19 protein-coding genes are annotated in these 19,388 nt (G+C 59.3%); all 19 read left to right on the top strand.

Translation table 11 applies throughout. The annotated features are described in order from the left end of the window. The first annotated feature begins 122 nt into the window (after positions 1-122). Complete coding sequence (locus tag AAGF34_RS01175; RefSeq protein WP_342618809.1) at positions 123-4,895, top strand: glutamate synthase-related protein; 4,773 nt, start codon at positions 123-125, stop codon at positions 4,893-4,895. A 69-nt stretch (positions 4,896-4,964) separates the two neighbouring features. After that, entirely contained in the window at positions 4,965-6,431 is a 1,467-nt protein-coding gene (locus AAGF34_RS01170; protein ID WP_342618808.1) for a glutamate synthase subunit beta, read from the top strand. Between the two features lie 55 nt (positions 6,432-6,486). Further along, the gene (locus AAGF34_RS01165) at positions 6,487-7,326 is read left to right on the top strand and encodes an ABC transporter ATP-binding protein (RefSeq protein WP_342618807.1); all 840 of its coding nucleotides are present in this window, start codon (positions 6,487-6,489) and stop codon (positions 7,324-7,326) included. Then, positions 7,323-8,105 (top strand): lipid asymmetry maintenance ABC transporter permease subunit MlaE, encoded by a 783-nt coding sequence (gene mlaE / locus AAGF34_RS01160; RefSeq protein WP_342618806.1) that lies wholly within the window; start codon positions 7,323-7,325, stop codon positions 8,103-8,105. The genes AAGF34_RS01165 and mlaE overlap by 4 nt, the downstream gene beginning before the upstream one ends. Before the next feature lie 17 nt (positions 8,106-8,122). Continuing rightward, on the top strand, positions 8,123-8,602 hold the full coding sequence (gene mlaD, locus AAGF34_RS01155) for an outer membrane lipid asymmetry maintenance protein MlaD (RefSeq protein ID WP_342618805.1): 480 nt from the start codon (positions 8,123-8,125) through the stop codon (positions 8,600-8,602). Further along, positions 8,599-9,315 carry a VacJ family lipoprotein gene (locus tag AAGF34_RS01150; RefSeq protein ID WP_342618804.1) on the top strand — a complete coding sequence of 239 codons (717 nt, stop codon included), beginning with the start codon at positions 8,599-8,601 and terminating at the stop codon, positions 9,313-9,315. Before mlaD ends, AAGF34_RS01150 begins: the two co-directional genes overlap by 4 nt. Positions 9,316-9,395: 80 nt before the next feature. Next, a complete protein-coding gene (locus AAGF34_RS01145; RefSeq protein WP_342621198.1) occupies positions 9,396-10,040 on the top strand; it encodes an ABC transporter substrate-binding protein in 645 nt (214 codons plus the stop codon). Between the two features lies 1 nt (position 10,041). Beyond that, positions 10,042-10,311: an STAS domain-containing protein gene (locus AAGF34_RS01140; protein ID WP_342618803.1), complete on the top strand. Its 270-nt coding sequence runs from the start codon at positions 10,042-10,044 to the stop codon at positions 10,309-10,311. 28 nt (positions 10,312-10,339) lie between these two features. Further along, positions 10,340-11,299: an ABC transporter ATP-binding protein gene (locus tag AAGF34_RS01135; RefSeq protein WP_342618802.1), complete on the top strand. Its 960-nt coding sequence runs from the start codon at positions 10,340-10,342 to the stop codon at positions 11,297-11,299. A gap of 82 nt (positions 11,300-11,381) precedes the next feature. Continuing rightward, positions 11,382-12,137, top strand: coding sequence for an ABC transporter permease (locus AAGF34_RS01130; protein WP_342618801.1), 756 nt, complete (start codon positions 11,382-11,384; stop codon positions 12,135-12,137). A 38-nt stretch (positions 12,138-12,175) separates the two neighbouring features. Continuing rightward, complete coding sequence (locus AAGF34_RS01125; RefSeq protein ID WP_342618800.1) at positions 12,176-12,415, top strand: BolA family protein; 240 nt, start codon at positions 12,176-12,178, stop codon at positions 12,413-12,415. Beyond that, positions 12,415-13,680 (top strand): UDP-N-acetylglucosamine 1-carboxyvinyltransferase, encoded by a 1,266-nt coding sequence (gene murA / locus AAGF34_RS01120; RefSeq protein WP_342618799.1) that lies wholly within the window; start codon positions 12,415-12,417, stop codon positions 13,678-13,680. The genes AAGF34_RS01125 and murA overlap by 1 nt, the downstream gene beginning before the upstream one ends. Beyond that, on the top strand, positions 13,677-14,315 hold the full coding sequence (hisG, locus tag AAGF34_RS01115; RefSeq protein WP_342618798.1) for an ATP phosphoribosyltransferase: 639 nt from the start codon (positions 13,677-13,679) through the stop codon (positions 14,313-14,315). The genes murA and hisG overlap by 4 nt, the downstream gene beginning before the upstream one ends. 30 nt (positions 14,316-14,345) lie before the next feature. Beyond that, positions 14,346-15,710: a histidinol dehydrogenase gene (gene hisD, locus AAGF34_RS01110; RefSeq protein ID WP_342618797.1), complete on the top strand. Its 1,365-nt coding sequence runs from the start codon at positions 14,346-14,348 to the stop codon at positions 15,708-15,710. A gap of 29 nt (positions 15,711-15,739) precedes the next feature. Continuing rightward, positions 15,740-16,126, top strand: a complete 387-nt coding sequence (locus AAGF34_RS01105; RefSeq protein WP_342618796.1) for a hypothetical protein — start codon at positions 15,740-15,742, stop codon at positions 16,124-16,126. A gap of 12 nt (positions 16,127-16,138) precedes the next feature. Next, on the top strand, positions 16,139-17,281 hold the full coding sequence (hisC, locus tag AAGF34_RS01100) for a histidinol-phosphate transaminase (RefSeq protein WP_342618795.1): 1,143 nt from the start codon (positions 16,139-16,141) through the stop codon (positions 17,279-17,281). Continuing rightward, entirely contained in the window at positions 17,278-17,907 is a 630-nt protein-coding gene (hisB, locus tag AAGF34_RS01095) for an imidazoleglycerol-phosphate dehydratase HisB (RefSeq protein WP_342618794.1), read from the top strand. Before hisC ends, hisB begins: the two co-directional genes overlap by 4 nt. A 15-nt stretch (positions 17,908-17,922) precedes the next feature. Then, positions 17,923-18,579 carry an imidazole glycerol phosphate synthase subunit HisH gene (gene hisH, locus AAGF34_RS01090; protein ID WP_342618793.1) on the top strand — a complete coding sequence of 219 codons (657 nt, stop codon included), beginning with the start codon at positions 17,923-17,925 and terminating at the stop codon, positions 18,577-18,579. A 27-nt stretch (positions 18,580-18,606) separates the two neighbouring features. Further along, entirely contained in the window at positions 18,607-19,347 is a 741-nt protein-coding gene (gene hisA, locus AAGF34_RS01085) for a 1-(5-phosphoribosyl)-5-[(5-phosphoribosylamino)methylideneamino]imidazole-4-carboxamide isomerase (protein ID WP_342618792.1), read from the top strand. The last annotated feature ends 41 nt before the right edge of the window (positions 19,348-19,388 follow it).

Below are 19,388 nucleotides of genomic sequence, written 5' to 3'. Positions count from 1 at the left end.
CCAATTAATCTAGAGGGGAAATTTGATTCTTAAAAATAGAATCTGACCCTATTTAATTCTTCTTGGCATCTTTGTTGCATTGCATTAAGCTTCACGTCCTCTGTCATTTTCAGGAGCGCGCCATGACAACGGCTGCAGAAGTTAAGCACCTTTCCGAACACGGTTTGTATTCCACTGACCAAGAGCACGATGCCTGCGGCGTGGGCTTTGTTGCCCATATCCGCGGCGAAAAAAGCCATGCCATCGTCAAGAACGCGCTCAAGATTCTTGAAAACCTGGACCACCGGGGTGCCGTTGGGGCAGACAAGCTGATGGGTGACGGCGCCGGCATTCTTATCCAGTTGCCCGACGCGCTGTACCGCGAAGAAATGCTGGCACAAGGCGTCACCTTGCCGCCTTTGGGAGAGTATGGCGTGGGCATGATCTTCCTGCCCAAGGAGCATGCATCCCGCCTGGCCTGCGAGCAGGAGATGGAGCGCGCAATCAAGGCCGAAGGCCAGGTGCTGCTGGGCTGGCGTGACGTGCCTGTGAACCGCGACATGCCCATGTCGCCAACGGTTCGCAAGAAGGAGCCAATCCTTCGGCAGGTCTTCATAGGGCGTGGCAATGATGTCATCGTCCAGGATGCACTGGAGCGCAAGCTGTATGTGATCCGCAAGACAGCCAGCGCCGCCATCCAGAACCTGCAGCTCAAGCACAGCAAAGAGTATTACGTGCCCAGCATGTCCAGCCGTACCGTGGTCTACAAGGGACTGTTGTTGGCTGACCAGGTCGGTGTGTACTTCAAGGATCTGGAAGACGAGCGCTGCGTTTCAGCTCTGGGACTGGTGCACCAGCGCTTCTCCACTAATACCTTCCCCGAGTGGCCGCTGGCCCATCCCTACCGTTATGTCGCGCACAACGGTGAAATCAACACCGTCAAGGGCAACTACAACTGGATGAAGGCGCGTGAAGGCGTGATGTCCTCCCCCGTCTTGGGACCTGATCTGCAAAAACTGTATCCGATCAGTTTTGCCGGTCAGTCGGATACTGCGACTTTCGACAACTGCCTGGAACTGCTGACCATGGCAGGTTATCCCATCAGCCAAGCCGTAATGATGATGATCCCGGAGCCCTGGGAGCAGCACACCACCATGGACCCACGTCGCCGGGCGTTCTACGAATACCACGCCGCGATGCTGGAGCCATGGGATGGCCCAGCATCCATCGTGTTCACCGACGGACGCCAGATCGGCGCCACCCTGGACCGCAACGGTCTGCGTCCTTCGCGCTACTGCATCACGGATGATGACTTGGTCATCATGGGTTCCGAGTCGGGGGTGTTGCCCGTGCCCGAAAACAAGATCGTGCGCAAATGGCGTTTGCAGCCAGGCAAGATGTTCCTGATCGATCTGGAGCAGGGCCGCATGATTGATGACGAAGAGCTCAAGGCCAACCTCGCCAACAGCAAGCCGTACAAGCAATGGATCGAAAACCTGCGCATCAAGCTGGATGACGTGGCCATTGCCGAGAAGCGCGCAGACGACAAGTTTGCAGATGTGGTTGCTGGCGTGGAGCCCAAGCGCGTCAGCGACACCGTGTCCTTGTTGGACCGCCAGCAGGCATTCGGCTTTACCCAGGAAGACTTGAAGTTCCTGATTGCCCCCATGGCCACGGCAGGTGAAGAAGCCATTGGTTCCATGGGCAATGACAGCCCGCTGGCTGTTCTGTCCGACAAGAACAAGCCGCTGTACAACTACTTCAAGCAGTTGTTCGCCCAGGTGACCAACCCGCCCATCGACCCGATCCGTGAGGCGATTGTGATGTCGCTGGTGTCCTTCATCGGACCCAAGCCCAATTTGCTGGATATCAACCAGGTCAACCCGCCCATGCGCCTTGAAGTCAGCCAGCCCGTGCTGGACTTCGAAGACATGGCCAAGCTGCGCGACATCGAAACCTACACCCAAGGCAAGTTCCGCAGCTACACACTGGACATCACTTACCCGCTGGCCTGGGGTCATGAAGGTGTAGAAGCCAAGCTGGCTTCGCTCTGTGCCGAGGCAGTCGATGCTATCAAGAGCGGCAAGAACATCCTGATCATCAGCGACCGTTTCATCTGTGCCACCCAGGTCGCCATTCCGGCGCTTCTCGCGCTGTCGGCGATTCACCAGCATCTGGTGCGCGAAGGACTGCGCACCACTGCCGGTCTGGTGGTGGAAACCGGCACTGCGCGCGAAGTGCATCACTTCGGCGTGCTGGCAGGTTACGGTGCCGAAGCGGTGCACCCCTACTTGGCCATGGAAACACTGGCCAGCATCCACAAGGATCTGCCGGGTGACCTGAGCGCCGAGAAGGCCATCTACAACTACGTCAAGGCAGTGGGCAAGGGTCTGTCCAAGATCATGTCCAAGATGGGCGTGAGCACCTACATGAGCTACTGTGGCGCGCAGTTGTTCGAAGCCATTGGCCTGTCGTCACAGACCATTGCCAAGTACTTCACCGGTACACCGAGCCGTGTGGAAGGTATTGGTGTGTTCGAAATTGCCGAAGAAGCCATTCGCATGCACAACGCCGCATTCGGTGACAGCCCGGTACTGGCCAACGCGCTGGAAACCGGCGGCGAATATGCATGGCGCGTGCGTGGTGAAGAGCACATGTGGACACCGGATGCAATCGCCAAATTGCAGCATAGTACCCGCGCCAACAACTGGAACACTTACAAGGAATACGCCCAGATCATCAACGACCAGAGCAAGCGCCACCTGACGCTGCGCGGTTTGTTCGAGTTCAAGATCGATCCTTCCAAGGCCATTCCGGTTGAGGAAGTTGAATCCGCGAAGGAAATCGTCAAGCGATTTGCCACTGGCGCCATGTCTCTGGGCTCCATCTCGACTGAAGCCCACGCCACTCTGGCCGTCGCCATGAACCGCATTGGCGGCAAGAGCAACACGGGCGAAGGCGGCGAGGATTCGGCGCGTTACCGCAACGAGCTCAAGGGTATCCCCATCAAGGTGGGAGATACGCTCAAGAGCGTGATTGGCGCAGAAAACGTGGAAGTAGACTTGCCACTGCAAGCCGGCGACTCTCTGCGCTCGCGCATCAAGCAGGTTGCGTCGGGCCGCTTTGGCGTGACGGCGGAGTACCTCTCCAGCGCTGACCAGATCCAGATCAAGATGGCCCAGGGCGCCAAGCCAGGCGAGGGCGGTCAGCTGCCTGGCGGCAAAGTGTCTGATTACATCGGCAAGCTGCGCCACTCCGTGCCTGGCGTTGGACTGATTTCTCCGCCGCCCCACCACGACATCTACTCCATCGAAGACTTGGCGCAGCTGATTCACGATCTGAAGAACGTGGCTCCGCACAGCTCTATATCGGTGAAGCTCGTGTCCGAAATCGGTGTGGGCACCATTGCAGCCGGCGTTGCCAAGTGCAAGAGCGATCACGTGGTGATCGCCGGTCACGACGGTGGTACCGGAGCATCGCCCTGGTCGTCCATCAAGCACGCAGGCAGCCCTTGGGAAATCGGCCTGGCCGAAACCCAGCAGACCCTGGTGCTCAACCGCCTGCGCAGCCGCATCCGCGTGCAGGCCGACGGTCAGATGAAAACCGGCCGCGACGTGGCCATCGGCGCCTTGCTAGGTGCCGACGAGTTCGGCTTTGCCACAGCACCGCTGGTGGTCGAAGGCTGCATCATGATGCGCAAGTGCCACCTCAACACCTGCCCGGTGGGCGTGGCCACGCAGGATCCGGTGCTGCGCCAGAAGTTCTCTGGCAAGCCCGAGCATGTGGTGAACTACTTCTTCTTCATTGCCGAGGAAGTGCGTCAGATCATGGCCCAGTTGGGCATTCGAAAGTTCGACGACATGATTGGTCGCTCCGACCTGCTGGACACCCGCAAGGGCATCGAGCACTGGAAGGCCAGTGGCCTGGACTTCAGCCGACTGTTTGCGCAGCCGCAAGTGCCTGCCGATGTGCCCCGCTACCAAGTGGAAGAGCAGGAGCATGGCCTGGAAAAAGCGCTGGACAACGTGCTGATCACCAAGTCCAAGCCTGCCATCGAAAAGGGTGAGCGCGTTCAGTTCATGGAAGTGGCCCGCAACGTCAACCGCTCGGTCGGCGCCATGCTGTCCGGTGCGGTGACCAAGGTGCACCCCGAAGGTTTGCCCGACGACACCATCCGTATCCAGTTGGAAGGAACCGGCGGACAGTCGTTTGGTGCGTTCCTGTGCAAGGGCATCACCATGTACCTGATTGGCGACGCCAATGACTACACCGGCAAGGGACTTTCCGGTGGCCGTGTGGTGGTGCGCCCGAGCATCGACTTCCGTGGCGAGGCCATCAAGAACACCATTGTGGGCAATACCGTGATGTATGGCGCCACTACGGGTGAAGCCTTCTTCAGCGGTGTGGCGGGCGAACGCTTTGCCGTGCGCCTGTCCGGCGCCACCGCGGTGGTTGAAGGTACCGGTGATCATGGTTGCGAGTACATGACGGGCGGCACGGTTGCGGTCCTGGGCAAGACGGGACGCAACTTTGCGGCAGGCATGAGCGGTGGCGTGGCCTACGTGTATGACGAGGATGGTCAGTTCGCCAGCCGCTGCAATACCGCCATGGTCAGCCTGGACAAGGTTCTGACAACAGCCGAACAACAAGCCTCCGTGGACAAGGCCGTGTGGCACCGTGGCGAAACCGACGAAGCCCAACTGAAGAAGCTGCTGGAAGACCACAACCGCTGGACGGGCAGCAAACGCGCTCGCGATCTGCTGGACAACTGGGAAGCTGCACGCGTGAAGTTCGTCAAGGTATTCCCCAACGAATACAAGCGCGCCCTGGGCGAAATCCATGCACGCAAGGAAGCCGCAGCAGCCACCCAAGCGGCATCTGCGTCTGCCAAGAAGCAAGCGGTTGCTGCCAAATAAGGCATCGTCGTACAGCAATTCAAGAGCTAATGGACCGGTACGCGTGTATCGGTCCGCCAAGGGGTGAACATGGGAAAGATCACGGGATTCATAGAGTTTGAGCGCATCGAGGAGGGCTACAAGCCCGTTGCCGAGCGGCTCAAGAATTACAAGGAATTTGTCATCGGGCTGGATGATGCGCAAGCCAACAAGCAGGCCGCGCGCTGCATGGATTGCGGCACCCCGTTTTGCAACAACGGATGCCCGGTCAACAACATCATTCCGGATTTCAACGATCTGGTGTACCGGGGTGACTGGAAGGCTGCCATCGACACCTTGCACAGCACCAACAACTTTCCCGAATTCACCGGGCGCATCTGTCCCGCACCTTGCGAGGCTGCTTGCACGCTGAATGTGAATGAGGAGGCCGTGGGTATCAAGTCGATTGAGCACGCCATCATCGACCGTGCTTGGCATGAAGGCTGGGTGGTCCCTCAGCCTGCCGCAGTCAAGACCGGAAAAAAGGTGGCAGTGGTCGGCTCCGGCCCCGCGGGGCTTGCCGCCGCACAGCAATTGGCACGCGCTGGTCATGACGTGACCTTGTTCGAAAAGAACGACCGCGTCGGTGGTCTGCTGCGCTATGGCATTCCCGACTTCAAGATGGAGAAGTCGCACATCGACCGACGTGTCGAACAGCTCAAGGCCGAAGGCGTGACCATCCGTACCAGCGTGCTGGTCGGTGCAATGCCCAAGGATTCCAAGGTCACCAACTGGGCCAAGGAAACCATTTCCGCCGAAGATCTGAAGAAAGACTTTGACGCCGTATTGTTGACCGGTGGCTCAGAGCAATCACGCGACCTGCCAGTGCCGGGCCGCGATCTGGACGGCATTCACTTCGCCATGGAATTCCTGCCGCAGCAAAACAAGGTCAACGCGGGCGACAAGCTCAAGGGCCAGCTGCGTGCTGATGGCAAGCACGTCATCGTCATCGGTGGTGGTGATACAGGTTCCGACTGTGTGGGCACCAGCAACCGCCATGGTGCGGTCAGCGTCACTCAGTTTGAAGTGATGCCACAGCCGCCTGAAGTGGAGAACCGCCCGATGACCTGGCCCTATTGGCCGCTGAAGCTGCGCACCAGCTCCAGCCACGAAGAAGGCTGCGAGCGCGTGTTTTCCATCTCCACCAAGGAGTTCATCGGTGAAAAGGGCAAGGTCACCGGCCTCAAGACGGTGCAAGTGGAGCTCAAGGACGGCAAGCTGGTCGAGGTTGCCGGGACCGAAAAGGTCATGAAGGCAGACCTAGTCCTGCTGGCCATGGGGTTCGTCAACCCCGTGGCCACTGTGCTGGAAGCTTTCGGCGTGGACAAGGACGCCCGTGGCAATGCCAAGGCCAGTACCGAAGCGGTTGGTGGTTACAGCACCAATGTGCCCAAGGTATTTGTGGCCGGAGACATGCGTCGCGGCCAGAGTCTGGTGGTGTGGGCTATTCGTGAAGGCCGTCAGGCTGCACGTTCGGTGGATGAGTTCTTGATGGGTGTTAGCGCACTGCCCCGCTGAGTTTTTCCATATCCTTTATGATCCAAAAGCCAGATACATGCTGGCTTTTGTTTTTATGGCAGTCTCATCCTCTACTACTCTCGTTGAATTCCAGAATGTGCGCTTTGGCTACGGCGATCGCGTAGTCCTGGATGACGTGTCTTTCACCATACCCCGCGGCAAGGTCACGACGCTCATGGGTGCGTCGGGCGGTGGCAAGACGACCGCCATGCGCCTTATTGGCGGGCAGTACACCGCCCAGCAGGGCAAGGTGCTGTTGCACGGTAAGCAGGTGTCTGATGGCGTGTTGGACGTAGGCTCCATGGACCGCAGCGCTCTGTACCTGGCGCGTCGCCGGATGGGCATGCTGTTCCAGTTTGGCGCGCTGTTTACGGATATCAGTGTGTTTGACAACGTCGCCTTTCCCCTGCGTGAGCACACCAGCCTGTCCGAGGACCTGATCCGGGACGTAGTGTTGATGAAGCTCAACGCAGTAGGTTTGCGTGGTGCGCGTGACCTGATGCCTTCTGAAGTGTCCGGTGGTATGGCGCGTCGTGTGGCCCTGGCGCGTGCCATTGCCCTGGATCCTGAACTGGTGATGTACGACGAACCCTTTGCGGGACTGGACCCCATTTCACTGGGGACCTCTGCGCGCTTGATCCGTCAGTTGAACGACGCCATGGGCCTGACCAGCATCATCGTGTCGCACGATCTGGAGGAGACCTTTCAGATATCAGACAAGGTCATCATCCTTGCCAACGGCAAGATCGCTGCCCAGGGCACACCCGACGAGGTGCGCCACAGCGACAATCCGCTGGTGCACCAGTTTGTCAATGCCCTTCCAGAGGGTCCTGTGCGCTTCCACTATCCGGCTGTCACTGTAGATGTGGACTTTTCTGCAGGAGGGAAAGCATGAGCTGGTATCGTCCCTCCGATGTGGGCTTTGCCCTGCGCGCCAAGCTGGGCGACATGGGCTACGCTGCGCGTTTGTTTCTGCGTCTGCTGGTGTCCATAGGAGCCACACTCAAGCGCCCCGCGCTGCTGCGTGACCAAGTGCATTTCATGGGCAATTATTCACTGGCAATCATTGCTGTGTCCGGTGTGTTCGTCGGCTTTGTGATGGGCTTGCAGTACTACTACGGGCTTCAACGCTTTGGTGCGGCAGAGTCGGTGGGCATGCTCATCAGCCTGAGTCTGGTGCGAGAGTTCGGTCCGGTACTCACGGCCCTGCTGTTTGCCGGTCGGGCTGGTACCTCGCTGACGGCGGAAATTGGCCTGATGAAGGCGGGTGAGCAGCTCAGCGCCATGGAGATGATGGCGGTTGACCCAGTTCAGCGCATTCTGGCACCACGCTTTTGGGGTGCCGTGATCGCCATGCCGTTGTTGGCCGCCGTGTTCAGCGCGGTTGGCGTGATCGGTGGCTGGGTTGTCTGCGTGGCCATGATCGGAATTGATTCCGGTGCCTTCTGGAGCCAGATGCAAGGCGGGGTGGAGGTTTGGAAGGACGTCGGCAACGGCGTCATTAAGAGCGTGGTGTTTGGTTTTGCGGTGAGCTTTATTGCGCTGTTGCAGGGCTTTGAGGCGCAACCGACACCCGAAGGCGTGGCCCATGCCACCACCCGCACGGTGGTCATGGCATCGCTCACCGTGCTCGGTCTGGACTTTGTTCTGACCGCCATGATGTTCAGTATTTAGGTTTAGGAGAAGAAAGCATGCAACGTTCTGGTACGGATGTATGGGTGGGCTTGTTCGTGTTGATCGGCGGTGCAGCCCTGGTATTCCTGGCATTGCAGGCGGCCAACTTGTTGACCTTCAACTTCGACAAGGGGTACGCGGTGACGGCCAAGTTTGACAATATTGGCGGACTCAAACCCAAGGCAGCGGTCAAAAGCGCAGGTGTGGTGGTCGGCCATGTGGAGGCCATCACGTTCGACGACAAGACCTTCCAGGCCCGGGTGCGCTTGTCCATGGATCAGCGCTACGCCTTTCCCAAGGACAGTTCGCTCAAGATTCTCACCAGTGGGTTGCTGGGCGAGCAGTATGTGGGCATTGAGGCGGGTGCGGATTCTGCCAACCTGGCAGCAGGCGACACCATCACCACCACACAGTCCGCCGTGGTTCTGGAAAACCTGATCAGTCAGTTCCTCTACAGCAAGGCAGCAGACGGACCGTCCGACAAGGCCAAGCCATGACGCGCTTGGCTGGTTGTGGACGTTGGTTGCTGGTGGCTGCACTGGTTGCCTTGCAGGGGTGTGCAACAGTGGCGCACCCGGATCCGCGCGACCCCATGGAATCGTTCAACCGTGCCATGTTCGGCTTCAACGACAAGGTCGATACTGTGGTGCTCAAGCCTGTGGCCAAGGGCTACCGTGCAGTGACGCCGGACTGGCTGCGCAAGGGTGTTGGAAACTTCTTCAACAACCTGGAGGACATGTGGTCAGTTGTCAATAGTGCATTGCAGGGCCGTGGTCAGGAATTCAGCGATAACGTGGGTCGGGTCATGATCAACACCACCTTCGGTTTGCTGGGTGTGATTGACGTCGCAAGCGACCTCAGCATTGACCGGCACACGGCCGATTTCGGCCAGACGCTGGGGCGCTGGGGTGTTCCGCCCGGGCCCTATGTGGTGCTGCCCATCATGGGTCCGCGCACCTTGCGCGAAGTGGCAGCCTTGCCGGTCGATTGGCAAGGTGAACCGCTCTACAACATTGGCGACCAGGACACCAGGACCTGGCTTCCCGTATTGGACGTCGTGGACCTGCGGGCCAAGTACCTCAATGCCAGTGATGTGCTCGAAGGCGCAGCGCTGGACAGTTACACCTTCCGGCGTGACGCCTATCTGCAGCGCCAGCGCAATATCCAGTATGACGGCAATCCACCGGAAGAGGAAGATACCGCACCTTGATACAGTCTTTACCGCAGGATTACTCGGGAAAATGTGACGAGGTACATAATGCAAAGCATGTTCAACTGCTGATCGAAATGATGAAAAGAGAATTCCTGCGCAAACTGTTGGTTGCTTGTTCCCTGATCCTGGGGCTGGGCGTGGCGATGCATGCGCGCGCTGAAGACGAAGCGCCCGATGCGCTCATCAAGCGTCTTTCGGTTGAGGTGCTGGACTCCATCAAGGCGGATAAGTCCATCCGTGCCGGAGACATGAACAAGGTGGTTGCGTTGGTGGATTCGCGCATCTTGCCCAACCTGGATTTTCAGCGCATGACGGCCTCTTCGGTCGGTCCCGCCTGGCGTCAGGCCACCCCTGAGCAGCAAAAGCGTCTGCAGGATGAGTTCAAGATCTTGCTGGTGCGTACCTATGCGGGTGCCCTGGCGCAGGTTACCGACCAGACCATATCCATGAAACCTCTGCGTGCCAGTCCGGATGACAAAGAGGTCGTGGTGCGGTCCGAAATCAAGGGCAGCGGAGACCCGATCCAGCTGGATTACCGCCTAGCCAAGACGCCTGGACAAGGTGCAGGTTGGAAGATTTACAACATCAACGTGCTGGGTGTCTGGCTCGTGGAGAACTACAAAAGCCAGTTTGCTGCAGAAATCAACGCCAAGGGTATTGACGGACTGATCACCTCGCTGGTAGAACGCAATAAAAGCAACGCCACTCCCAAGAAGTCCTGACATGCTGATCCTTCCCGCCATTTTGACCCAGACACAGGCCAACGACTGTTTGGCCAAGCTCACCCAGGATGTGCAGCGGGAAGCAGAAAAGCAGGTGGTGATAGACGCTGCGCCGTTGAACAATTTTGATTCCTCGGCGCTGGCGGTTTTGCTGGCCGTGCGCCGTGAGTGCGCGCGGGCAGGCAAGCTGTTTGCCGTCAAAGGCTTGCCCGACCGGCTGCGGGATCTGGCCGCCTTGTACGGGATTGAAGGCCTGCTCACAGCAGCTTGAGCCGACCCAGGTAAAATGACGGTCTCTCATGGCCGCCATCTCTTTTCAATCCGTCTCCAAAGCTTACCCGTCGCCCAAGTCTTCAAGAGCCAGCGCTGCCGGTAGCACGTTTCTGGCGCTGGACGACGTCAGTCTCAACATCGAAGAAGGTGAATTCTTCGGTCTGCTCGGCCCCAATGGGGCTGGCAAAACCACCATGATCAGTGTTCTGGCCGGCCTGACGCGCGCGACCAAGGGCAAAGTCAGCGTACTGGGCCACGACGTGCAGTCGGATTTCGCCCGAGCACGTCAAAGCCTGGGGGTGGTCCCGCAGGAACTGGTGTTTGATCCATTCTTCAATGTGCGGGAACTGCTGCGTATCCAGTCTGGGTACTTCGGCATCAAGAACAACGGCGCCTGGATCGACGAACTGTTGGAAAACCTGGGCCTGACCGACAAGGCCAATGCCAATATGCGTCAGCTTTCCGGCGGCATGAAGCGCCGCGTGCTGGTGGCCCAGGCGTTGGTGCACAAACCTCCCGTCATCGTGCTGGATGAGCCCACGGCAGGCGTGGACGTCGAGTTGCGCCAGACCCTCTGGCAATTCATCGCCAAGCTCAATCGCGAAGGCCATACCGTGCTGCTCACTACCCATTACCTGGAAGAAGCTGAGGCATTGTGCGGGCGTATCGCCATGCTCAAGACTGGCCGCATCGTGGCGCTGGACAAAACCAGCAACCTGCTCAAGGCCGCATCCAGCAATGTCCTGCGCTTCAAGATTGACAGTGAGCTGCCCAGGGCGCTGGCAGAAAAGGCCCGCATTACCGGCCGCATCGTCCAGTTCCCAGCGCATGACGCGCTGGAAGTGGAGCGCTATCTGGCAGCCGTGCGTGAGGCTGGTCTGGTGGCGCATGACGTGGAAATCCGCAAGGCTGACCTGGAGGACGTGTTCCTGGACGTGATGGCACAAAACAAGAACTCGGTTCAGGGTGTGGGGGTCGCAGCATGAGCGCCGCCGGGCCGTCCCAAGGCGCGAAGGCCCCCGTGGGGGGCGGCGCACCACGCGTAGCGGGAAGCGTGGGGGCCATTTTATGAACGGTTGGCAAACACTGCTGTACAAGGAGTCGCTGCGCTTCTGGAAGGTTGCTTTTCAGACCATCGCCGGCCCAGTGCTGACAGCCATGCTGTACTTGCTGATCTTCGGCCACGCGCTGGAAGACCACGTCAAGGTTTATGACACGGTCAGCTACACCGCCTTTCTCGTACCGGGGCTGGCCATGATGAGCCTGTTGCAGAACGCTTTTGCCAACAGCTCCTCGTCCCTCATCATGAGCAAGGTCATGGGCAATCTGGTGTTCCTTTTGCTCACGCCGCTTTCCTATGTGCACTGGTTTGTGGCCTACGTGGGCGCATCGGTGCTGCGCGGTATCGTGGTGGGTGTAGGGGTGCTGGTCGTCTCGGCTTTCTTCACGCACCTCAGTTTTGTGGCGCCCCTGTGGATACTGGTGTTTGCCGTGATGGGTGCCGCCCTGATGGGGACGTTGGGGTTGATTGCCGGCTTGTGGGCCGAGAAGTTTGACCAACTGGCGGCTTTTCAGAATTTCGTGGTGATGCCCATGACCTTTCTGAGTGGCGTCTTCTATTCCATCCATTCGCTGCCGTCTTTCTGGCAGGGGGTGAGCCATTTCAATCCGTTTTTCTACATGATTGACGGTTTCCGTTATGGCTTTTTTGGCGTGAGTGACGTGTCGCCATGGTTGAGCTTCTCCGTGGTGGGGGCGACCATGGTGGCAGTCAGCCTGGTGGCTTTGCACTTGTTGCGCACAGGTTACAAAATCCGTAGCTGAAGCGCCTCCTATTACCTTTGGGCTTGCCCGCACTTTCCATGACAGCTGAAGAACTCAAATCCCTTATCACCGCCGGTCTGTCCTGCGAGCGTTGCGAGCTCGAGGGGGATGGCCGCCACTGGTTTGCCACCATCGTTTCCAGTGCATTTGAGGGTAAGCGTCTGATCCAACGCCACCAACAGGTCTACGCCACACTGGGCGCACGCATCAAGACCGATGAGGTGCACGCGCTATCCATGAAAACCTACACACCGGCCGAGTGGGCCGCCCAAGCCTGATGGACAAGTTACTGATTCGCGGAGGACGCCAGCTGGCTGGCGAGGTGCTGATCTCTGGGGCCAAGAACGCCGCCTTGCCCGAGTTGTGCGCAGCCCTGTTGACTGCGGACAGCTTGACGCTGCAAAACGTTCCGCGCCTGCAAGATGTATCCACCATGCTCAAGCTGATCCGCAACATGGGTGTGCGTGCGGAAATGCGTGAGGACGGTTCGGTGGAGCTGAATGCGGCATCCCTCAACAACCCTGAGGCGCCCTACGAATTGGTCAAGACCATGCGCGCCTCGGTGCTGGCGTTGGGGCCTTTGGTTGCGCGCTTTGGTCATGCGAAGGTATCGCTGCCCGGCGGCTGCGCCATTGGTTCCCGGCCTGTGGACCAGCACCTCAAAGGTCTGGCTGCCATGGGGGCCGACATTGTGGTGGAGCACGGCTATATGGTGGCCAAGTTGGCCCACGGCCGCAAGCGTCTGAAAGGCGCGCGCATTGCCACCGACATGGTGACTGTGACTGGAACGGAGAACTTCCTCATGGCGGCTGCTCTGGCCGAAGGCGAAACCGTGCTGGAGAACGCTGCACAAGAGCCCGAGATTCCCGATCTGGCAGAGCTGCTGATCAAGATGGGCGCCAAGATCGAAGGCCATGGCACCAGCCGTATCCGGATTCAAGGGGTGGAGTCCCTGCACGGTTGTGCGCACCAGGTGGTGGCGGATCGCATCGAGACTGGCACCTTCCTCTGCGCCGTGGCGGCAACCGGTGGTGACGTAGTGCTCAAGCACGGGCGTGCCGACCATCTGGACGCGGTCATCGACAAGTTGCGTGAAGCTGGCGCCACGGTGACTGCTTTGGAGGACGGCATCCGCGTGCAGTCACAAGGACGCCTGAAAGCCCAGAGCTTCCGGACTACCGAATACCCCGGTTTTCCCACCGACATGCAGGCGCAGTTCATGGCGCTCAACGTGATCTCGCATGGTGCGTCCAAGGTGACCGAGACGATCTTTGAGAACCGCTTCATGCACGTCAACGAGTTGGTGCGCCTGGGTGCGCATATCCAGATTGATGGCAAAGTGGCTGTGATTGAAGGCGTTGAACGCCTGTCGGGCGCTACCGTGATGGCCACGGACTTGCGCGCTTCCGCCAGCCTGGTGATTGCCGGCTTGGTGGCAGATGGCGAAACGTTGGTTGATCGCATCTATCACCTGGATCGAGGCTACGACCAGATGGAAACCAAATTGCGCGGCATTGGCGCAGATATCGAGCGCGTGAAATGATTACCCTAGCCCTCTCCAAAGGCCGCATCTTCGAAGAAACCGTACCGTTGCTCAAGGCGGCGGGCATCGAGGTGCTGGACGACCCCGAGAAATCACGCAAGCTGATTCTGGATACCAACCAACCTGATGTGCGTGTGTTGGTGGTGCGTGCTACCGATGTACCCACCTATGTGCAGTATGGCGGTGCCGATATGGGCATTACCGGCAAGGACACCTTGCTGGAGCATGGCAGCCAGGGGTTGTACCAACCGCTGGACCTGCAGATTGCCAAGTGCCGCATCAGCGTGGCCGTGCGTGCGGACTTTGACTACGCTTCGGCTGTTAAACAGGGTTCGCGCCTCAAGGTGGCAACCAAGTATGTTTCCATCGCACGGGAATTCTTTGCTTCCAAGGGTGTGCACGTGGATTTGATCAAGCTGTACGGCAGCATGGAGCTGGCACCCTTGGTAGGGTTGTCTGACGCCATCGTGGATCTGGTCTCCACCGGCAACACGCTCAAGGCCAACCATCTGGTGGAAGTGGAACGCATCATGGACATCAGCTCGCGGCTGGTCGTCAACCAGGCCGCCCTCAAGCTCAAGCAGGAACCCATTCGCAAGATCATCAACGCCTTTGCGGGCGCTGTTGGCAAGTAGCACTTCCACCATCCGACCCATCTGCACCCCATGACTTTGCACGCCGCCCCCATCCGCCTGTCCACCACGGATACAGACTTTGAAGCCCGCTTCAAGGCCTTGCAGCATTGGTCCGCAGATACCGACGCGGCTATTGAGCAGCGCGTGGCCGACATACTGACTGACGTGCAGAAGCGGGGCGATGCCGCCGTGCTGGAGTACACCGCACGCTTCGACGGGCTGAACGCCTCCAACGTGTCCGAACTGGAGCTGTCGCAGGCGGACTTCAAGGCCGCATTTGACGCACTGCCCGAAGCACAGCGCAAGGCCTTGCAGAATGCAGAGCGCCGCGTGCGTAGCTACCACGAAGCGCAGAAAAAAGCTTGCGGCGGGAGCTGGAGTTATCGCGATGAAAACGGCAGTCTGCTGGGCCAGAAAGTGACGCCACTGGACCGCGTGGGTATTTACGTGCCGGGCGGCAAGGCGTCCTACCCGTCCAGCCTGATCATGAATGCGGTGCCGGCCCATGTAGCCGGTGTGCAGGAAATCATCATGGTGGTGCCCACGCCCGTGCGTGGCAGCGTGGCCACTGGCGGCAGTGGCAATTCCGGCGCTACCCGCGGCGAGCGCAACGAGCTCGTACTCGCAGCCGCCTATGTGGCGGGTGTGACGCGTGCATTCACCATTGGCGGGGCCCAGGCCGTGGCCGCACTGGCTTATGGGACCGCCACCATTCCTGCGGTTGACAAAATTACCGGTCCCGGCAATGCCTATGTGGCCGCGGCCAAACGCCGCGTGTTCGGTACCGTCGGTATTGACATGATTGCCGGCCCCAGCGAGATCTTGGTGCTGGCCGATGGCAGCACACCGCCCGAATGGGTGGCCATGGACCTGTTCAGCCAGGCTGAGCATGACGAGCTGGCCCAGAGCATCCTGCTATGCCCAAATGCCGCCTATCTGGACGCGGTGCAACGTGAAATCGACCGCCTGTTGCCCACCATGCCCCGTGCGGAAATCATCGCCAAGAGTCTGAACGACCGTGGTGCCCTGATCCTTACCCGCGACATGGAAGAAGCCTGCGCCATTTCCAACCGCATAGCGCCCGAGCATCTGGAAGTCTCCAGCAGCGAACCGCACCGCTGGGAGCCCTTGCTCAAGCACGCGGGTGCGATTTTCCTGGGTGCCTTTACCAGCGAATCGCTGGGCGACTACTGCGCTGGCCCCAACCACGTGCTGCCTACCAGCGGTACCGCACGTTTTTCCAGTCCTTTGGGTGTGTATGACTTCCAGAAGCGCAGCAGCCTGATCGAGGTCAGTGAAGCCGGGGCCCAGGTGCTGGGCCCCATCGCAGCCGAGTTGGCCTATGGCGAGGGTCTGCAAGCCCACGCGCGTGCTGCCGAATTGCGTCTCAAGTAAGAGTTTGAAGCCACTCCCGACTGACAGGCATGCGTCTACTCCTATCAGCTCCTTCTTCGGGTACCCGTCTGGTGCGCCTGATAGGGGCACTCGCGCTCCTGGCGATGTGTGCTTCGACTGTGCAAGCCATGTCCATTCGCGAGCTGCGCAAGCTGGAAAAATCCGACCCCAAGCAGGGTGCCAACTACATGCGCTATTACTTGGTGGGCACCATGGAAGGGGCGCTGGAGGCGCATGACCAGGCGGTTCGCAGTGGTGCCACCGCCAGCATCTGCTTGAATGGTCGGCGCCTCAGCCCGGACATGGCGGAGGGGCTGTATCGCACCGAACTCAAGCGCAATGCGGACCTGTACGAGGCCGATATGCCGGTGCAGTTGGTAGTCACCAATGCGCTGGCCAACGTATACCCCTGTTGAACCGCCATACGCATGCGCCAAGGCACTGACCCGCTCGCCGCCCTGATTGCCCGCCGCATCCGCCAGGATGTGCAATCCGTCCACGCCTATGCCATTCAGGACTCCAAAGGCATGGTCAAACTGGACGCTATGGAGAATCCGCACCGTTTGTCCGGGGCCTTGCAGGTGGAACTGGGCAAAAGACTGGGCGCGGTGGCGCTGAACCGGTATCCAGATGACCGGGTGAACGATTTGCGCCATGCACTGGCTGCGTACGCCGACATTCCGGAAGGTTACGACCTGATGCTGGGCAACGGTTCGGACGAGTTGATATCCCTGCTGGCGCAGGCTTGCGCTGTACCGCAGGATGCGGTCACAGGCAAAAGGCCGGTGGTGCTGGCGCCAGAACCCGGATTTGTGATGTATGCCATCAGCGCGCAGTTCCACGGGCTGACTTTTGTCGGTGTGCCCCTGCGAGCGGACTTTGCGCTGGATGCGCAGGCCATGGTCGATGCCATTGCCGTCCATCAGCCTGCCATCGTCTATCTGGCCTATCCGAACAATCCGACGGCCAATTTGTGGGACTCCGATTCCATGGCACGCGTTGTGGCCGCAGCTGGTGAAGTGGGCAGTCTGGTGGTGATTGATGAGGCCTACCAGCCGTTTTCCAGCAGAACCTACCGGGATGTGATCGCAGCCCAGCCGCAGCAGCATGCCCATGTGCTGCTGATGCGTACCATGAGCAAATTCGGGCTGGCTGGCGTGCGTATCGGCTATCTGTTTGGCCGTCGGGAATTGATCGCCCAGATCGACAAGGTGCGGCCACCCTACAACATCAGTGTGCTCAATACCGAATGCGCCCTGTTTGCGTTGGAGCACGCAGAAGTATTTGCGCAACAGGCTGCAGACATCAAGGCCCAGCGTGACCGCTTGCAGCAGGCTTTCAGCCGCTTGAACGGCGTACAGGCCTGCCCCAGTGATGCCAATATGATTCTTTTGCGCTTGACCGGTGAGGCTGATGAGGCCGGTGCCGTATTCGAGGCGCTCAAGTCGCGCGGCATATTGGTCAAGAACGTTTCTAAAATGCACCCATTGCTGCGCAACTGTTTGCGTGTCACCGTGGGCACTGCGCCCGAAAATGACCGCTTGCTGGCAGCCCTTCAGGAAATCCTATGAGCAACTATCCACTGACCGAAGTCCCGGCTACCCAGGCCCCGCGCACTGCTGAAGTCAGCCGCAATACTGCGGAAACGCGTATCCGTGTCATCGTCAATCTGGACGGTACCGGCAAGAGTCGCCTGTCCACGGGCATCGGTTTTTTTGACCATATGCTGGATCAGATCGCGCGCCACGGGTTGATCGATCTGGAGATCGAAGCCGATGGGGACCTGCATATCGATGGCCACCATACGGTGGAAGACGTGGGCATTACGCTGGGTCAGGCGGTGCACAAGGCCGTGGGGGACAAAAAGGGCATACGCCGATATGGCCATGCCTATGTGCCTCTGGATGAGGCACTGTCGCGCGTGGTGGTGGACTTCTCCGGGCGGCCTGGACTGGTGATGGATGTGCCGTTCAAAAGCGGCATGATCGGCGGCTTTGATACCCAGCTCACCCATGAGTTCTTCCAGGGTTTCGTGAACCACGCCTTTGTCACCCTGCATATCGACAACCTCAAGGGTGAAAACGCACACCACCAGGCTGAGACTGTGTTCAAGGCCTTTGCCCGTGCCTTGCGTTCAGCTCTGGAGTTGGATCCCCGCTCCGCAGGCGTCATTCCCTCCACCAAAGGTTCGCTCTAGCATGAAGGCTGTGGCATGAAAAAAGTCGCCGTTGTTGATTACGGCATGGGCAATTTGCGCTCCGTTACCCAGGCGGTGATGCATGTGGCCTCCGATGCCGGTGTGGAAGTGGTCTGGGCACGTACGGCGCATGAGGTGATGGACGCCGAGCGGGTGGTGCTGCCAGGGCAGGGCGGCATGCGCGATTGCATGCACGAACTGCACGCCAGCGGCATGTTTGACGCCGTCATGCATGCGGCAGCTAACAAACCCCTGATGGGGGTTTGCGTGGGAATGCAAATGCTGCTGGACCACAGCCAGGAGCTGGATACCCGATGCCTGGGACTCATCGGCGGCGAAGTTGTCAAATTTGAACTGGATGGTCAGTTCCAGCCCGACGGCAGCCGGTACAAGGTGCCGCAAATGGGTTGGAACCAGGTCTGGCAAACAGCGCATGACGTGCCGCGCCACCCGGTTTGGGGCGATGTGCCGGACGGCAGTTACTTCTATTTCGTGCATAGTTATTACGCCAGACCGTCTGATATGCGCCACAGCGTGGGTGAAACCGAGTATGGCCAGCGCTTTTCATCGGCGATTGCACGCGATAATATTTTCGCAACCCAATTTCACCCAGAAAAAAGCGCAGAGCACGGCCTCTCCCTCTATCGCAACTTCCTTCACTGGAACCCCTGATTCTTCCCCTCGGCAAAATCCGCCATCATGCTTCTCATCCCTGCGATTGACCTGAAAGACGGTCACTGTGTTCGCCTCAAACAAGGCGATATGGATCAATCCACTACTTTCGGAGAAGACCCGGTCGTCATGGCCCGCAGTTGGGTCGACAAGGGCGCCAGACGCCTGCACCTGGTGGATTTGAACGGAGCTTTTGCCGGTCATCCCAAGAACGAGCAGGCTATCCGCAAGATCCTCAAGGACGTGGGTAGCGAGGTCGACGTGCAACTGGGCGGCGGTATCCGTGACCTGGACACCATCGAGCGCTACCTGGACGCGGGCTTGCGCTACGTCATTATTGGAACTGCCGCAGTCAAGAACCCTGGCTTTCTGCAGGACGCCTGCACGGCCTTTGGTGGCCACATCATCGTCGGCCTGGATGCCCGTGATGGCAAGGTGGCAACGGACGGCTGGAGCAAGCTCACACGCCACGACGTGATCGATTTGGGCAAAAAGTTCGAAGACTACGGCGTCGAGTCCATCATTTATACCGACATTGGCCGCGACGGCATGCTCAGTGGCATCAACATCGAAGCCACCGTCAAGCTGGCACAGGCGCTCACCATCCCTGTGATTGCCTCGGGTGGCCTGTCCAATCTGGCCGATATCGAAGCACTTTGCGAAGTGGAAGACGAGGGCGTGGAAGGTGTCATCTGCGGCCGGGCCATCTACAGCGGCGACCTCGACTTTGAAAAAGCGCAAGAGCGTGCCGACGAGCTCAACGGCTGATATGGCCCCCACGCTTCTCACCGCGTGTAGTGCGCTGCCCC

Origin of the sequence: Rhodoferax sp. GW822-FHT02A01 (genome assembly GCF_038784515.1) — a bacterium.
Lineage (GTDB): Bacteria > Pseudomonadota > Gammaproteobacteria > Burkholderiales > Burkholderiaceae_C > Allorhodoferax.
The sequence above is the reverse complement of the archived record's forward strand: the minus strand, read 5'-3'. Positions and strand labels throughout refer to the sequence as shown.

What these genes read in the sequence shown, in the direction of transcription:
- AAGF34_RS01175 (WP_342618809.1), top strand. Translation starts at nt 123, where the DNA reads ATGACAACGGCTGCAGAAGTTAAGCACCTTTCCGAACACGGTTTGTAT.
- AAGF34_RS01170 (WP_342618808.1), top strand. Translation starts at nt 4,965, where the DNA reads ATGGGAAAGATCACGGGATTCATAGAGTTTGAGCGCATCGAGGAGGGC.
- AAGF34_RS01165 (WP_342618807.1), top strand. Translation starts at nt 6,487, where the DNA reads ATGGCAGTCTCATCCTCTACTACTCTCGTTGAATTCCAGAATGTGCGC.
- mlaE (WP_342618806.1), top strand. Translation starts at nt 7,323, where the DNA reads ATGAGCTGGTATCGTCCCTCCGATGTGGGCTTTGCCCTGCGCGCCAAG.
- mlaD (WP_342618805.1), top strand. Translation starts at nt 8,123, where the DNA reads ATGCAACGTTCTGGTACGGATGTATGGGTGGGCTTGTTCGTGTTGATC.
- AAGF34_RS01150 (WP_342618804.1), top strand. Translation starts at nt 8,599, where the DNA reads ATGACGCGCTTGGCTGGTTGTGGACGTTGGTTGCTGGTGGCTGCACTG.
- AAGF34_RS01145 (WP_342621198.1), top strand. Translation starts at nt 9,396, where the DNA reads ATGAAAAGAGAATTCCTGCGCAAACTGTTGGTTGCTTGTTCCCTGATC.
- AAGF34_RS01140 (WP_342618803.1), top strand. Translation starts at nt 10,042, where the DNA reads ATGCTGATCCTTCCCGCCATTTTGACCCAGACACAGGCCAACGACTGT.
- AAGF34_RS01135 (WP_342618802.1), top strand. Translation starts at nt 10,340, where the DNA reads ATGGCCGCCATCTCTTTTCAATCCGTCTCCAAAGCTTACCCGTCGCCC.
- AAGF34_RS01130 (WP_342618801.1), top strand. Translation starts at nt 11,382, where the DNA reads ATGAACGGTTGGCAAACACTGCTGTACAAGGAGTCGCTGCGCTTCTGG.
- AAGF34_RS01125 (WP_342618800.1), top strand. Translation starts at nt 12,176, where the DNA reads ATGACAGCTGAAGAACTCAAATCCCTTATCACCGCCGGTCTGTCCTGC.
- murA (WP_342618799.1), top strand. Translation starts at nt 12,415, where the DNA reads ATGGACAAGTTACTGATTCGCGGAGGACGCCAGCTGGCTGGCGAGGTG.
- hisG (WP_342618798.1), top strand. Translation starts at nt 13,677, where the DNA reads ATGATTACCCTAGCCCTCTCCAAAGGCCGCATCTTCGAAGAAACCGTA.
- hisD (WP_342618797.1), top strand. Translation starts at nt 14,346, where the DNA reads ATGACTTTGCACGCCGCCCCCATCCGCCTGTCCACCACGGATACAGAC.
- AAGF34_RS01105 (WP_342618796.1), top strand. Translation starts at nt 15,740, where the DNA reads ATGCGTCTACTCCTATCAGCTCCTTCTTCGGGTACCCGTCTGGTGCGC.
- hisC (WP_342618795.1), top strand. Translation starts at nt 16,139, where the DNA reads ATGCGCCAAGGCACTGACCCGCTCGCCGCCCTGATTGCCCGCCGCATC.
- hisB (WP_342618794.1), top strand. Translation starts at nt 17,278, where the DNA reads ATGAGCAACTATCCACTGACCGAAGTCCCGGCTACCCAGGCCCCGCGC.
- hisH (WP_342618793.1), top strand. Translation starts at nt 17,923, where the DNA reads ATGAAAAAAGTCGCCGTTGTTGATTACGGCATGGGCAATTTGCGCTCC.
- hisA (WP_342618792.1), top strand. Translation starts at nt 18,607, where the DNA reads ATGCTTCTCATCCCTGCGATTGACCTGAAAGACGGTCACTGTGTTCGC.